This is a genomic window from Pseudomonas sp. LBUM1646 (genome assembly GCF_059716165.1).
Genome location: NZ_CP166810.1, coordinates 6,253,353 through 6,266,215, shown reverse-complemented (window position 1 = coordinate 6,266,215; position 12,863 = coordinate 6,253,353). Strand labels below are relative to the sequence as shown.

Sequence of the window (12,863 nt, the reverse complement as noted above, 5' to 3'; positions counted from 1 at the left end):
ACGTGGAGAGAACAATAAATGTTGAGATCCCTGAAATTCACCGCTTTGGTCATGGGCATGATCGGTGCGGCACACGCGATGGCGGCAGGCCCGGACCTGACCGTGGTGTCCTTTGGCGGGGCGAACAAGGCCGCGCAGACCAAGGCTTTCTACGCACCGTGGGAAGCGGCGGGCAACGGCAAGATCGTCGCTGGCGAATACAACGGTGAGATGGCCAAGGTCAAAGCCATGGTCGACACCAAGAGCGTGTCCTGGGACCTGGTAGAGGTTGAATCGCCAGAACTGTCCCGTGGTTGCGACGAAGACATGTTCGAGCAGCTTGATCCGAAGTTGTTCGGCAAGTCCGAAGATTACGTCAAAGGCGCGATCCAGCCGTGCGGCGTGGGCTTCTTCGTCTGGTCGACCGTGTTGGCCTACAACGCCGACAAATTGGCTTCCGCACCGACTAGCTGGGTAGATTTCTGGGACACCAAGAAATTCCCGGGCAAACGCGGCCTGCGTAAAGGCGCCAAGTACACCCTGGAATTCGCATTGATGGCCGACGGCGTCGCGCCGAAAGACGTCTACAAAGTGCTGGCCGGCAAAGACGGCCAGGACCGCGCGTTCAAGAAACTCGATGAACTCAAACCAAGCATCCAGTGGTGGGAAGCCGGCGCACAGCCGCCGCAGTACCTCGCTTCCGGTGACGTGGTCATGAGCTCGGCCTACAACGGCCGGATTGCTGCGGTACAGAAAGAAAGCAACCTGAAAGTGGTGTGGAACGGCGGGATCTACGACTTCGACGCCTGGGCGATTCCAAAAGGCCTGGATAAAACCCGTGCCGAAGCGGCGAAGAAATTCATCGCTTACTCGGTGGCTCCACAGCAGCAAAAGACCTACTCGGAAAACATCGCCTACGGCCCGGCGAACATCCAGGCCGTTCCGTTGCTGGCCAAGGATGTGTTGAAAGACATGCCGACCACCCCGGAAAACATCGCCAACCAAGTGCAGATCGACGTCAGCTTCTGGGCTGATAACGGCGAGCAATTGGAGCAGCGCTTCAATTCCTGGGCTGCCAAATAAGCACAACCCTGTGGGCTTGCCCCCTGTGATCGTTCCCACGCTCCGCGTGGGAATGCCGCCCGGGACGCTCCGCGTCCCTGTGACGCAGAGCGTCACTGGATGCGTTACCACGCAGAGCGTGGGAACGATCAGTACCCAAAGTTCGAGGTCGCGTTTGCTTCCTCTGTAACGATCAAAGATTTCCGGAGTACGCCATGGCTATCGCCGTTCCCCTGAACGCGGGCACTGACCCCACCTTGAAGCAGCGGCTCAAGCACGCCGAGCGGATCAATCGCTGGAAGGCCCAGGCCTTGATTGCGCCGCTGGTGCTGTTTCTGCTGCTGGTGTTCCTGGTGCCGATTGTGGCGCTGCTCTACAAAAGTGTCGGTAACCCGGAAGTGGTCGGCGGCATGCCGCGCACTGTGACGGCTATCGCCAGTTGGGACGGCCGCGGCCTTCCAGCAGAAGCGGTTTATAAGGCCGCCAGCGAAGACCTCGCTGAAGCGCGCAAAAACCAGACCTTGGGCGACCTGTCCAAGCGCTTGAACATGGAATTGGCCGGCTACCGCAGCCTGCTGACCAAAACCGCCCGCGCCTTGCCGTTCGCCACTGAACCGGCCTCTTATAAAGAAGCGCTGGAAGGGCTCGACGAACGCTGGGGCGATCCGGCCTATTGGCAGGCTGTGCGGCGCAACACCAGCAGCATCACGCCGTACTACTTGCTGGCGGCGGTCGATCACCGGATCGATGACCTCGGCGAAGTGGCCCCGGCGACCCCCGATCAAGCGATCTACCTCGACATCTTCGCCCGCACGTTCTGGATGGGCCTGGTCATTACCGTGATCTGCCTGGTACTGGCGTACCCGTTGGCCTACTTGTTGGCGAACCTGCCATCGCGCCAAAGCAACCTGTTGATGATTCTGGTGCTGCTGCCGTTCTGGACGTCGATCCTGGTGCGCGTCGCGGCGTGGATCGTGTTGCTGCAGTCCGGCGGATTGATCAACAGCGGCCTGATGGCCATGGGCATCATCGATAAGCCGTTGGAACTGGTGTTCAACCGCACCGGGGTTTACATCTCGATGGTGCACATCCTGCTGCCGTTCATGATCCTGCCGATCTACAGCGTGATGAAAGGCATCTCGCCGACCTACATGCGAGCGGCGATTTCCCTCGGTTGCCACCCGTTCGCCAGTTTCTGGCGGGTGTACTTCCCGCAGACCTATGCCGGTGTCGGCGCCGGTTGCCTGTTGGTGTTCATCCTCGCCATCGGCTACTACATCACCCCGGCGTTGCTGGGCAGCCCGAACGATCAGATGGTCAGCTACTTCGTCGCCTTCTACACCAACACCAGTATCAACTGGGGCATGGCGACCGCGCTCGGTGGGCTGCTGCTGTTGGCGACCGTGGTGCTTTATCTGATTTACAGCTGGCTGGTGGGCGCCAGTCGCCTGCGCCTGAGCTAAGGGGAGAATGAAATGCTGAGTCCTTATATGTCGCCCATTGAACGGGTGTGGTTCTACAGTTTGCGCATTCTCTGCGGGCTGGTGCTGTTGTTCCTGATCCTGCCGGTGCTGGTGATCATTCCGCTGTCGTTCAACTCGGGCAGTTTCCTGGTGTACCCGTTGCAGGGCTTCTCGCTGCACTGGTACCAGGACTTCTTCGCCTCGGCCGAATGGATGCGATCGTTGAAGAACAGCATCATCGTCGCCCCGGCGGCCACGGTGCTGGCGATGATTTTTGGCACGCTGGCGGCAATTGGCCTGACCCGCGGTGACTTCCCGGGGAAGGCGCTGGTGATGGCGCTGGTGATTTCGCCGATGGTGGTGCCAGTGGTGATTATTGGTGTGGCGAGTTATCTGTTCTTCGCCCCGCTGGGCCTGGGCAACAGCTTCTTCTCGCTGATCGTGGTGCACGCGGTGTTGGGTGTGCCGTTTGTGATCATCACAGTGTCGGCAACCTTGCAGGGGTTCAACCACAACCTGGTGCGGGCCGCTGCGAGCCTCGGTGCTTCGCCGCTGACTGCGTTTCGTCGGGTGACCTTGCCGCTGATCGCGCCGGGTGTGATCTCCGGGGCGCTGTTTGCCTTCGCCACCTCGTTCGATGAGGTAGTGGTGACGCTGTTCCTCGCCGGTCCCGAACAAGCGACCTTACCTCGGCAGATGTTCAGCGGTATCCGCGAAAACCTCAGCCCGACGATTGCAGCTGCGGCGACGCTGCTGATTGCCTTCTCGGTGATTCTGCTGCTGACGCTGGAATGGTTGCGTGGCCGCAGCGAAAAACTGCGTACCGCGCAGGTCTGACTGGCTTTTGATGATCGTTCCCACGCTCCGCGTGGGAATGCCTCACCGGACGCTCCGCGTCCGCTCTTGGGACGCAGAGCGTACCCGGCTGCATTCCCACGCAGAGCGTGGGAACGATCAGCGCAGTGGTTTTGTGCGGCAGTCGCGATGTTTGGTCATTCATTGGCTGAATAACAGACAAACCCCAATCCCCAGCTACTATTGTGCCCAGCTCCCTATCGATAAGAGGCTGCGCACATGAGTCTTTCCTCTTTCAAAATTGCCCACAAACTGATCACCGGCGCCGGTGCCATCGAGCAACTGGCGGCCGAGCTGACCCGCCTGGATGTGGATAACCCGCTGATCGTCACCGATGCCGCCCTGGTCAAGTCCGGCACGGTCGAGCTGGCGCTGGCGCAACTGGGCGACCGCACCTACGAAATCTTCGACCGCGTCCTGCCCGACCCGGAAATCGCCATCGTCGAAGACTGCATGCGCGTCTACCGCGAAGGCGGGCATGACGGGTTGATCGGCCTCGGCGGCGGCAGTGCCATCGATATCGCCAAAAGCGTGGCGGCTTATGCCGGTTACCACGGCGCGCTGGAAGATTTGTTCGGCGTCGATCAGGTACCGCGCAAAGGCCCGCCGCTGATCGCGATCCCGACCACTGCCGGCACCGGTTCGGAAGTCACCAATGTGGCGATCCTCTCCGACAAGGTCGCGCAGCTGAAGAAAGGCATCGTCAGCGACTATCTATTACCGGACGTGGCGCTGGTCAGCCCGCAAATGACCCTGACCTGCCCGCGCAGTGTCACCGCCGCCAGTGGCGTCGATGCATTGGTGCATGCGGTCGAGTCCTACCTGTCGCTGAATGCCTCGGCGATCACCGATGCCCTGGCGATTGGCGCGATCAAGCTGATTACCCAGGCGCTCCCCAAGGCCTACGCCAACCCGGCCAACCTGCAAGCCCGCGAAGACATGGCCACCGCCAGCCTGATGGCCGGCATGGCGTTCGGCAATGCCGGGGTCGGCGCGGTGCATGCGCTGGCGTATCCGCTGGGCGGGCGCTACAACATTGCCCATGGCGTCAGTAATGCCTTGCTGCTGCCCTATGTGATGACATGGAACAAGTTGGCCTGCGTCGAGCGCATGCAGGATATTGCCGAGGCCATGGGCGTGAAAACCGCGCACCTGAGCGCCACCGATGCGGCGGACAAAGCCGTGGAGGCGATGACCGCGTTGTGCCTGGCAGTGGAAATCCCCCTGGGCCTGCGCAGCTTCGGCGTGCCCGAGGATGCGATCCCGGCCATGGCCGTGGAAGCGGCGGGGATCGAGCGCCTGATGCGCAACAACCCACGCAAGTTGAGCGCCGTCGATATCGAGAAGATCTACCGCGCGGCGTACTAGCGCTTAATGATTGAAGGCAGGCCCAATCATCGCGGTCACAGTGCGCGCGTCAAAGCATGAGGTATACAATGCGCGCCATCGTGATTCTGCTCAAAAAAGGTGCGTCATGCAGCCCTTCGTAATTGCTCCGTCGATTCTCTCCGCCGACTTCGCCCGCCTGGGTGAAGAAGTGGACAACGTCCTGGCCGCTGGCGCCGACTTCGTGCACTTCGACGTCATGGACAACCACTACGTGCCTAACCTGACCATCGGCCCGATGGTGTGCGCGGCACTGCGCAAGTACGGCGTGACCGCGCCGATCGATGCACACCTGATGGTCAGCCCGGTGGATCGCATCGTTGGCGACTTCATCGAGGCCGGCGCGACTTACATCACCTTCCACCCGGAAGCCACGCAGCACGTCGACCGTTCCCTGCAACTGATCCGCGAGGGCGGCTGCAAGGCGGGCCTGGTGTTCAATCCGGCCACGCCGCTGAGCGTGCTTGAGTACGTGATGGACAAGGTCGACATGATCTTGCTGATGAGCGTCAACCCAGGCTTCGGCGGGCAGAAGTTCATTCCCGGCACCCTCGACAAACTGCGTCAGGCTCGTGCGCTGATCGATGCGTCCGGGCGCGACATTCGTCTGGAAATCGACGGTGGGGTGAACGTGAACAATATTCGTGAAATCGCCGCCGCTGGCGCCGATACCTTTGTGGCCGGCTCGGCGATCTTCAATGCGCCGAACTACCAGGAAGTGATCGAGAAGATGCGCGCCGAACTGGCGCTGGCTCGTCCATGAGTGGCTTTGAGCAACTGTTCCCGGGGCGTCTGCCGCGGCTGGTGATGTTCGATCTGGATGGCACGCTGATCGATTCGGTCCCCGACCTCGCGGTTGCCGTGGATAACATGCTGCTCAAAATGGGCCGTGAACCCGCCGGCCTCGAGTCGGTGCGCGAGTGGGTCGGCAACGGCGCGCCGGTGCTGGTTCGCCGCGCGCTGGCTGGCGGCATCGACCATTCAAGTGTCGACGACGGCGAGGCCGAAGGCGCGCTGGAGATTTTCATGGAAGCCTACGGTGGCAGCCATGAGCTGACCGTGGTCTACCCCGGCGTGCGCGATACCTTGAAATGGCTGCACAAGCAGGGCGTCGAGATGGCGCTGATCACCAACAAGCCGGAATGCTTTGTCGCGCCGCTGTTGGATCAGATGAAGATCGGTCGTTACTTCAAGTGGATCATCGGCGGCGACACCTTGCCGAAGAAGAAACCCGACCCGGCGGCGCTGTTCTTCGTGATGAAAATGGCCAACATTCCGGCATCGCAATCGTTGTTTGTCGGCGATTCGCGCAGTGATGTACTGGCGGCGAAAGCGGCGGGGGTCAAGTGCGTGGCGCTGAGTTATGGCTACAACCATGGCCGGCCGATTGCCGAAGAGTCGCCGGCGCTGGTGATCGACGATCTGCGCAAGCTAATTCCCGGTTGCCTGGATCTGACGGCTGAGATAACGTTGCCCGACGCTGTTCAACCCCCTTCTGGAAACGCCATCGTGGTGGTCACTCGCAAACTCTGGATGAAAGTCATCAAGGCCCTGGCCCGCTGGCGTTGGCGCGCCTGACTTGTTCCTGGCCGGCATACCGGCGCGTTTGCATACCTGACTGTTAGACCCTCAAGCCACGAGGCTACCCCATGATCCGCGAAGAATTCCTGCGTTTGGCCGCTGCCGGCTATAACCGTATCCCGATGGCCTGCGAAACCCTGGCCGACTTCGACACGCCGCTGTCGATCTACCTGAAACTGGCCGACGAGCCGAACTCCTATCTGCTGGAGTCGGTGCAGGGCGGGGAGAAGTGGGGCCGTTACTCGATCATCGGCTTGCCGTGCCGCACCGTGTTGCGGGTTCACGATCACCAGGTGAGCGTGACCCACGACGGCGTCGAGATCGAAAGCCACGAAGCCGAAGATCCATTGGCGTTCGTTGAAGAATTCAAAGCCCGCTACAACGTACCGACTATCCCTGGCCTGCCGCGCTTCAACGGCGGGCTGGTGGGTTACTTCGGTTATGACTGTGTGCGTTATGTGGAGAAGCGTCTGGGCAAGTGCCCGAACCCGGATCCGCTGGGCGTACCGGACATTCTGCTGATGGTCTCCGACGCGGTGGTGGTGTTCGACAACCTCGCCGGCAAGATGCACGCAATCGTTCTGGCCGACCCTGCGCAAGCCGATGCCTTCGAGCAAGGTCAGGCGCGCCTGGAAGAATTGCTGGAGAAACTTCGCCAGCCGATCACCCCGCGTCGTGGCCTGGATTTCAGTAAGCAGCAATCCGCTGACCCGGTGTTCCGTTCGAGCTTCACTCAGGACGATTACGAAAAAGCCGTCGACACCATCAAGGAATACATCCTGGCCGGTGACTGCATGCAGGTCGTGCCGTCCCAGCGCATGTCGATTGACTTCAAGGCTGCGCCGATTGATCTGTACCGGGCGCTGCGTTGCTTCAACCCGACGCCTTACATGTACTTCTTCAACTTCGGCGACTTCCATGTCGTTGGCAGTTCGCCGGAAGTGCTGGTGCGGGTCGAAGACAACCTGATCACCGTGCGCCCGATTGCCGGCACCCGCCCACGCGGGGCCAATGAAGAGGCGGATCTGGCGCTGGAAAAAGACCTGCTGTCCGACGACAAGGAAATCGCCGAGCACTTGATGCTGATTGACCTTGGCCGTAACGACACGGGGCGCGTTTCGGAAATCGGTTCGGTGAAGCTCACCGAGAAGATGGTGATCGAGCGTTATTCCAACGTGATGCACATCGTGTCCAACGTCACCGGGCAACTGAAGGCCGGGCTGACAGCGATGGACGCTCTGCGCGCGATTCTGCCGGCGGGCACCTTGTCCGGCGCGCCGAAGATTCGGGCGATGGAAATCATCGACGAACTGGAACCGGTCAAGCGTGGCGTCTACGGCGGGGCGGTCGGTTACTTCGCCTGGAACGGCAACATGGACACCGCGATTGCGATCCGCACGGCGGTGATCAAGGACGGCGAACTGCATGTGCAGGCCGGTGGCGGCATCGTCGCCGATTCGGTGCCGGCGCTGGAGTGGGAAGAAACCCTGAACAAGCGCCGCGCGATGTTCCGCGCTGTGGCTTTGGCCGAGCAAACTCCGGACGCTTGAGTCTCAGGTCTGAGGATCGCATCACCATAAAAAACGCGGCGCCTGTGAGGGCGCCGCGTTTTTTATTGCCTGACAATTCAGATCATCAAAAGATCGCAGGCTGCGATCTTTTGATCTTGCGATTTAAAAGTCCAGACTCACCCCCACGTTGACGCCCTGCTGGGTAAAGTCATCATCCTTGCGAATGTCATAACTGGCCCGCAATGCCAAATCTTTGGTGAGGTTGTGGCTCACGCCCAGGTTCAGACGGTTCAGGTTGGTCTGCGGGGTATAGCCGGCCAGGGTATAGCGGTTATTCGGCAGGCTGTTGAGGTTCATGGTCACGTCCTGGGTGTCGTCGTTGTACTCACGCTCGTGAGCCAGTTCGCCGAACACTTGGGTTTGCGAGGTGAACTGGTACTTGCCCTGAAGGCCAATGCCAAGACGTCGGGAGATGCGCGACTGGTCATCGAACGTCAACGCAGTAGAGTCGGCGCCATTTTCCGAGTAACCGTCGACCTCAACCTTGGCGAAGTCGGCGCTCACGAACGGTGACAGGTGCCACGGGCTGCTCGCCAGCGGCGCGATGTCGTAACCCAGGCGGCCGCTGATGGCGACCAGGTAACCGTCGGTATCGCCTTTCTCCCCGCGCTCGTTGACCCCCAACTGGAATTTGCGTTTGAGACTGTCGTAGTCCAGATGCCCGGCCGTCACTGCCGCGTCACCCCACCAGCGGTTTTGCTGGTACTGGGCGAACGCCGTACCCATGTAAGTGTTGAGCTTGTAGTCCGAATCGTTGTCGCCGGCTTCGAGTTTCTGGTTGTAGAAGCCAGCGGCCAGGCCAACGCGCCATGCTTCATTCAGTCGGTAGCTGCCGCCTATGTTCAGGTTGGCGCCATTGCCGTCAGCACTGGCGCCGCTGCGCTGGCTGTCGAAGTCCTGATGTTGGCCACCAGCGGCAACAATCGCGCGCCATTGACCGACGCCTTGCCAGTTTTCCCAATCTGCCAGCCACTGGTTGCGCAACTCATCCTGATGGGAGCGCAAAGTCCCCTGGGCCATTTGCGGCAGCAGGGTCGCCTCCCATGGCGCGGACAACAGCGAGTAGGCGTAATCGGCAATCAGGCGCTGGCCGGCTTCGGTCGGGTGCACTGAGTCGTTGTAGATCAGCTTCGTCGGGTCTGGGGTAGCACTGTTGATCCCGTAACGGGCGTTCTCGGTGCAACTGTTGCCGCTGAAGCAGGTGGCGCTCAGGTTCTGGTCGGTGGCCAGGCCGAACTGCCCGGGGTTGGCAAACGTCTCTTTGAGCAGAACCGGAATGTTCAGCGGGATGATGTTGGCATTGATGCTCTGCAGTTGGCTCACCAGTTCGGTGTTGAACTGGCTGCTGAGCTGGGACGTGAACGCTTGCAGTGGAGAACCGTTGAAAGCCGGGGTAAAGCCGATGTCCGGCAGCAACCAGACCATGATGTAGCGGGCACCGGCCTGTTGCAGGGCTTGCGCGCTGCTGGCCAAACGGTCGGCGGCGGCGCTGGCCTGGGGCAGGCTGGTCACGCGACCTTGCAGGAAGTCGTTACCGCCGCCCGAGAGGTAATACAGCGCATTCGGGTCGGCGCGAAAGTTGTTCGACGGCAGATAACCCGCGCGGGTGCGTTCGCCGGTGGCGGAGGTGCTGGTGATCGAATCGAGGATCTGGTCGGTGCGATAACCGCCGACCGCCCAGTTGTTGCCATCGGGCAAGCCTTCGTTGGCGCGTACCGCCGAGGAAGAGGACGCCGTCTGGTCCGCTGAGTACCCCAGTTTCCCCCCAAGAATTTGCGTGGCATTGAGCGAGCGTTCTTCACCGCTGCCGTCCAGATAGACCGGGCCGGTGCGGTTGGTGAAGCGCTGGGTCGCCCCGGCCGGTCCGCCGGTGTCGGCAAACGTCCCGGCGTCGTTGAGGCTGTCGCCGAAGACCACGAAGTTCGAGTAAGGGTTGGGTGCCGCATTCGCCTGGGCGCAGGCCATGGCGAGCAGGCAACTGGCAAGCGGTACAAACAACGTCTGTTTGATCATGAGCAAGTCCGTTTATTTATTGTTGTAGTGAACGAAACGACAGTACCAAAAACTTCCGGCCTTTTGCCATCTGTCGCGAACCCTTCATTTGTTTCGCAACCCTTCACGCGCGCCATATTGCACGCTCTGCCCAGCTAAGTTACTGTGCCAAGACGTATGAATGAGACCTTTCCCGTGTTGATCATCAGCAAACTCCTGGATCAAGTCATCAAGGCACACGCCCGCTGGCGTTGGCGCGCCTGAATTCTTTTGCCGGCCCCGCCGGACCTGTACCGCTTTGCCTTCTTTACCTGTATGAAATGCCGCTTTGCTGGCGCCACTCCAGCACCTGACAAAGCGCAGCGCACTGCGGGTAATCATTCGAAGGCTGTCTTAAAGTCAGTGAATTCAAGAGGTTCCCAGCGCCATGTTGCTGATGATCGATAACTACGACTCTTTTACCTACAACGTTGTGCAGTACCTTGGTGAGCTTGGCTCCCAGGTCAAAGTCGTGCGCAACGACGAACTCACCATTGCCGAAATCGAAGCCCTCAACCCTGAGCGCATCGTTGTGTCCCCCGGTCCTTGCACGCCGACCGAAGCCGGCATCTCCATCGAAGCGATCAAACACTTTGCGGGCAAACTGCCAATCCTCGGTGTCTGCCTCGGTCATCAGTCCATCGGCCAAGCCTTTGGTGGTGACGTGGTGCGCGCCCGTCAGGTTATGCACGGTAAGACTAGTCCGGTATTCCACGAGGACAAGGGCGTTTTCGAAGGCCTGAATCATCCCCTGACGGTCACGCGCTACCACTCGCTGATCGTTAAGCGCGAAACTCTGCCTGACTGTCTGGAGTTGACTGCCTGGACCCAGCTCGAAGACGGTTCGGTCGACGAAATCATGGGCCTGCGCCACAAGACGCTGAACATCGAGGGTGTGCAATTTCACCCGGAATCGATTCTCACCGAGCAGGGCCACGAGCTGTTCGCCAACTTCCTCAAACAAACCGGCGGCACGCGCTAAGGACTTTTCATGAACATCAAGACAGCCCTGGGCCGTATCGTTGATCACCTCGACCTCAGCACCGATGAAATGCGCGATGTGATGCGCGAAATCATGACCGGGCAATGCACGGACGCGCAGATCGGCGCGTTCATGATGGCCATGCGCATGAAGAGCGAAAGCATCGACGAAATCGTCGGCGCGGTATCGGTCATGCGTGAGCTGGCGGACAAGGTCGAACTCAAGACCCTCGACGGCGTCGTCGACGTGGTCGGCACCGGCGGTGACGGTGCGAATATCTTCAACGTCTCGACCGCTTCTTCTTTTGTGGTCGCGGCGGCCGGGTGCACCGTGGCCAAGCACGGTAACCGTGCCGTCTCGGGCAAAAGCGGCAGCGCTGACTTGCTGGAGGCGGCCGGGATCTACCTGAATCTGACGCCGGTCCAGGTGGCGCGCTGCATCGATAATGTCGGCATCGGTTTCATGTTCGCCCAGACCCACCACAGCGCCATGAAGTATGCGGCTGGCCCGCGCAAGGATCTTGGCCTGCGTACCCTGTTCAACATGCTCGGCCCGCTTACGAATCCGGCCGGCGTGAAACATCAGGTGGTGGGCGTATTCAACCCGGCGTTGTGCCGGCCATTGGCCGAAGTCTTGCAACGTCTGGGCAGCAAACATGTGCTGGTCGTGCACTCGAAGGATGGCCTGGACGAGTTCAGTCTCGCAGCGCCAACTTTTGTGGCGGAACTGAAGAACGACCAGATCACCGAGTATTGGGTCGAGCCGGAAGACCTGGGCATGAAGAGCCAGAGCCTGCACGGTCTGGCAGTGGACAGTCCGGCCGCGTCCCTCGAACTGATTCGCGATGCCCTGGGCAAGCGCAAGACCGAGAACGGCCAGAAAGCCGCCGAGATGATTGTGCTCAATGCCGGTGCCGCGCTGTATGCCGCTGACCACGCAACAAGTTTGAAAGAGGGCGTTGCCCTGGCGCACGACGCGCTGCACACCGGCCTCGCTCGGGAGAAACTCGAGGAGTTGGGTGCGTTTACCGCGGTATTTCGAGTGGAGAATGAGGGATGAGTGTACCGACGGTTCTGGAAAACATTCTGGCCCGCAAGGTCCAGGAAGTTGCCGAACGTAGTGCCCGTGTCAGCCTGGCCGAGCTGGAAAGCCTGGCCAAGGCGGCCGATGCACCCCGTGGTTTTGCCCAGGCACTGATCGCCCAGGCCAAGCTCAAGCAGCCAGCGGTAATTGCCGAGATCAAGAAAGCCTCGCCGAGCAAAGGCGTGATCCGCGAGAACTTCGTTCCCGCCGACATCGCCAAAAGCTATGAGAAGGGCGGCGCCACTTGCCTGTCGGTGCTCACCGATATCGATTACTTCCAGGGCGCCGATGCGTACCTGCAACAGGCTCGCGCGGCATGCAAACTGCCGGTGATCCGCAAGGACTTCATGATCGATCCGTACCAGATCGTTGAAGCCCGTGCCCTGGGCGCCGACTGCGTACTGTTGATCGTCTCTGCGCTGGACGACGTGAAAATGGCCGAACTGGCCGCTGTGGCCAAAAGCGTCGGCCTCGATGTGCTGGTGGAAGTTCACGATGGCAACGAACTGGAGCGGGCCTTGAAAACCCTCGACACGCCGTTGGTGGGCGTGAACAACCGCAACCTGCACACCTTTGACGTCAACCTGGAAACCACCCTCGACCTGTTGCCGCGCATTCCCCGTGATCGCCTGGTGATTACCGAGAGCGGTATTTTCAACCGGGCCGATGTCGAGCTGATGGAAATCAGCGACGTGTATGCGTTCCTGGTCGGCGAAGCCTTCATGCGCGCCGAAAGCCCGGGCACTGAGCTGCAGCGTTTGTTCTTTCCAGAGCGCGGCACTGCGGTGAGCGGTTCTACACTCGACTGAACCTGATTCAATGAAGAAGCCGGCGATGCCGGCTTTTTTATAGCCCCGACAAAGGATTTTT

At 60.4% G+C, this 12,863-nt stretch carries 11 protein-coding genes; 10 read left to right on the top strand and 1 reads right to left on the bottom strand.

The annotated features are described in order from the left end of the window. The first annotated feature begins 18 nt into the window (after positions 1 to 18). The 7 genes from ACA071_RS28655 (at position 19) to trpE (ending at position 7,876) form a co-directional block, all read left to right on the top strand. On the top strand, positions 19 to 1,062 hold the full coding sequence (locus ACA071_RS28655; RefSeq protein ID WP_497642112.1) for an ABC transporter substrate-binding protein: 1,044 nt from the start codon (positions 19 to 21) through the stop codon (positions 1,060 to 1,062). A 194-nt stretch (positions 1,063 to 1,256) separates the two neighbouring features. Continuing rightward, positions 1,257 to 2,504 carry an ABC transporter permease gene (locus tag ACA071_RS28650; RefSeq protein WP_497642110.1) on the top strand — a complete coding sequence of 416 codons (1,248 nt, stop codon included), beginning with the start codon at positions 1,257 to 1,259 and terminating at the stop codon, positions 2,502 to 2,504. Positions 2,505 to 2,516: 12 nt separating this feature from the next. Next, complete coding sequence (locus ACA071_RS28645) at positions 2,517 to 3,341, top strand: ABC transporter permease (RefSeq protein WP_169372820.1); 825 nt, start codon at positions 2,517 to 2,519, stop codon at positions 3,339 to 3,341. 237 nt (positions 3,342 to 3,578) lie between these two features. Then, on the top strand, positions 3,579 to 4,727 hold the full coding sequence (locus tag ACA071_RS28640; protein WP_497642108.1) for an iron-containing alcohol dehydrogenase: 1,149 nt from the start codon (positions 3,579 to 3,581) through the stop codon (positions 4,725 to 4,727). Positions 4,728 to 4,833: 106 nt separating this feature from the next. Further along, positions 4,834 to 5,508: a ribulose-phosphate 3-epimerase gene (gene rpe / locus ACA071_RS28635; protein ID WP_123410522.1), complete on the top strand. Its 675-nt coding sequence runs from the start codon at positions 4,834 to 4,836 to the stop codon at positions 5,506 to 5,508. Then, positions 5,505 to 6,323 carry a phosphoglycolate phosphatase gene (locus tag ACA071_RS28630; protein ID WP_497642106.1) on the top strand — a complete coding sequence of 273 codons (819 nt, stop codon included), beginning with the start codon at positions 5,505 to 5,507 and terminating at the stop codon, positions 6,321 to 6,323. The genes rpe and ACA071_RS28630 overlap by 4 nt, the downstream gene beginning before the upstream one ends. 71 nt (positions 6,324 to 6,394) lie before the next feature. Next, positions 6,395 to 7,876, top strand: coding sequence for an anthranilate synthase component I (trpE, locus tag ACA071_RS28625; RefSeq protein WP_497642105.1), 1,482 nt, complete (start codon positions 6,395 to 6,397; stop codon positions 7,874 to 7,876). 123 nt (positions 7,877 to 7,999) lie between these two features. On the opposite strand, the gene estP is transcribed toward trpE, so the two are convergent. Next, entirely contained in the window at positions 8,000 to 9,910 is a 1,911-nt protein-coding gene (gene estP, locus ACA071_RS28620; protein ID WP_497642104.1) for an esterase EstP, read from the bottom strand. A gap of 406 nt (positions 9,911 to 10,316) precedes the next feature. Between estP and ACA071_RS28615 the strand changes: the two genes are divergently transcribed. The 3 genes from ACA071_RS28615 to trpC are packed head-to-tail and all read left to right on the top strand — an operon-like array spanning position 10,317 to position 12,802. Further along, a complete protein-coding gene (locus ACA071_RS28615; RefSeq protein ID WP_157713839.1) occupies positions 10,317 to 10,910 on the top strand; it encodes an aminodeoxychorismate/anthranilate synthase component II in 594 nt (197 codons plus the stop codon). A gap of 9 nt (positions 10,911 to 10,919) precedes the next feature. Next, positions 10,920 to 11,969 carry an anthranilate phosphoribosyltransferase gene (gene trpD / locus ACA071_RS28610; RefSeq protein ID WP_497642103.1) on the top strand — a complete coding sequence of 350 codons (1,050 nt, stop codon included), beginning with the start codon at positions 10,920 to 10,922 and terminating at the stop codon, positions 11,967 to 11,969. Next, on the top strand, positions 11,966 to 12,802 hold the full coding sequence (trpC, locus tag ACA071_RS28605) for an indole-3-glycerol phosphate synthase TrpC (RefSeq protein ID WP_497642102.1): 837 nt from the start codon (positions 11,966 to 11,968) through the stop codon (positions 12,800 to 12,802). The genes trpD and trpC overlap by 4 nt, the downstream gene beginning before the upstream one ends. Positions 12,803 to 12,863: the final 61 nt, after the last annotated feature.

Bases quoted from the DNA above. Each gene is read 5' to 3' on its own strand.
- ACA071_RS28650 (WP_497642110.1), top strand. From the start codon at position 1,257: ATGGCTATCGCCGTTCCCCTGAACGCGGGCACTGACCCCACCTTGAAG.
- trpD (WP_497642103.1), top strand. From the start codon at position 10,920: ATGAACATCAAGACAGCCCTGGGCCGTATCGTTGATCACCTCGACCTC.
- ACA071_RS28655 (WP_497642112.1), top strand. From the start codon at position 19: ATGTTGAGATCCCTGAAATTCACCGCTTTGGTCATGGGCATGATCGGT.
- ACA071_RS28615 (WP_157713839.1), top strand. From the start codon at position 10,317: ATGTTGCTGATGATCGATAACTACGACTCTTTTACCTACAACGTTGTG.
- rpe (WP_123410522.1), top strand. From the start codon at position 4,834: ATGCAGCCCTTCGTAATTGCTCCGTCGATTCTCTCCGCCGACTTCGCC.
- estP (WP_497642104.1), bottom strand. From the start codon at position 9,910: ATGATCAAACAGACGTTGTTTGTACCGCTTGCCAGTTGCCTGCTCGCC.
- trpC (WP_497642102.1), top strand. From the start codon at position 11,966: ATGAGTGTACCGACGGTTCTGGAAAACATTCTGGCCCGCAAGGTCCAG.
- ACA071_RS28630 (WP_497642106.1), top strand. From the start codon at position 5,505: ATGAGTGGCTTTGAGCAACTGTTCCCGGGGCGTCTGCCGCGGCTGGTG.
- ACA071_RS28640 (WP_497642108.1), top strand. From the start codon at position 3,579: ATGAGTCTTTCCTCTTTCAAAATTGCCCACAAACTGATCACCGGCGCC.
- trpE (WP_497642105.1), top strand. From the start codon at position 6,395: ATGATCCGCGAAGAATTCCTGCGTTTGGCCGCTGCCGGCTATAACCGT.
- ACA071_RS28645 (WP_169372820.1), top strand. From the start codon at position 2,517: ATGCTGAGTCCTTATATGTCGCCCATTGAACGGGTGTGGTTCTACAGT.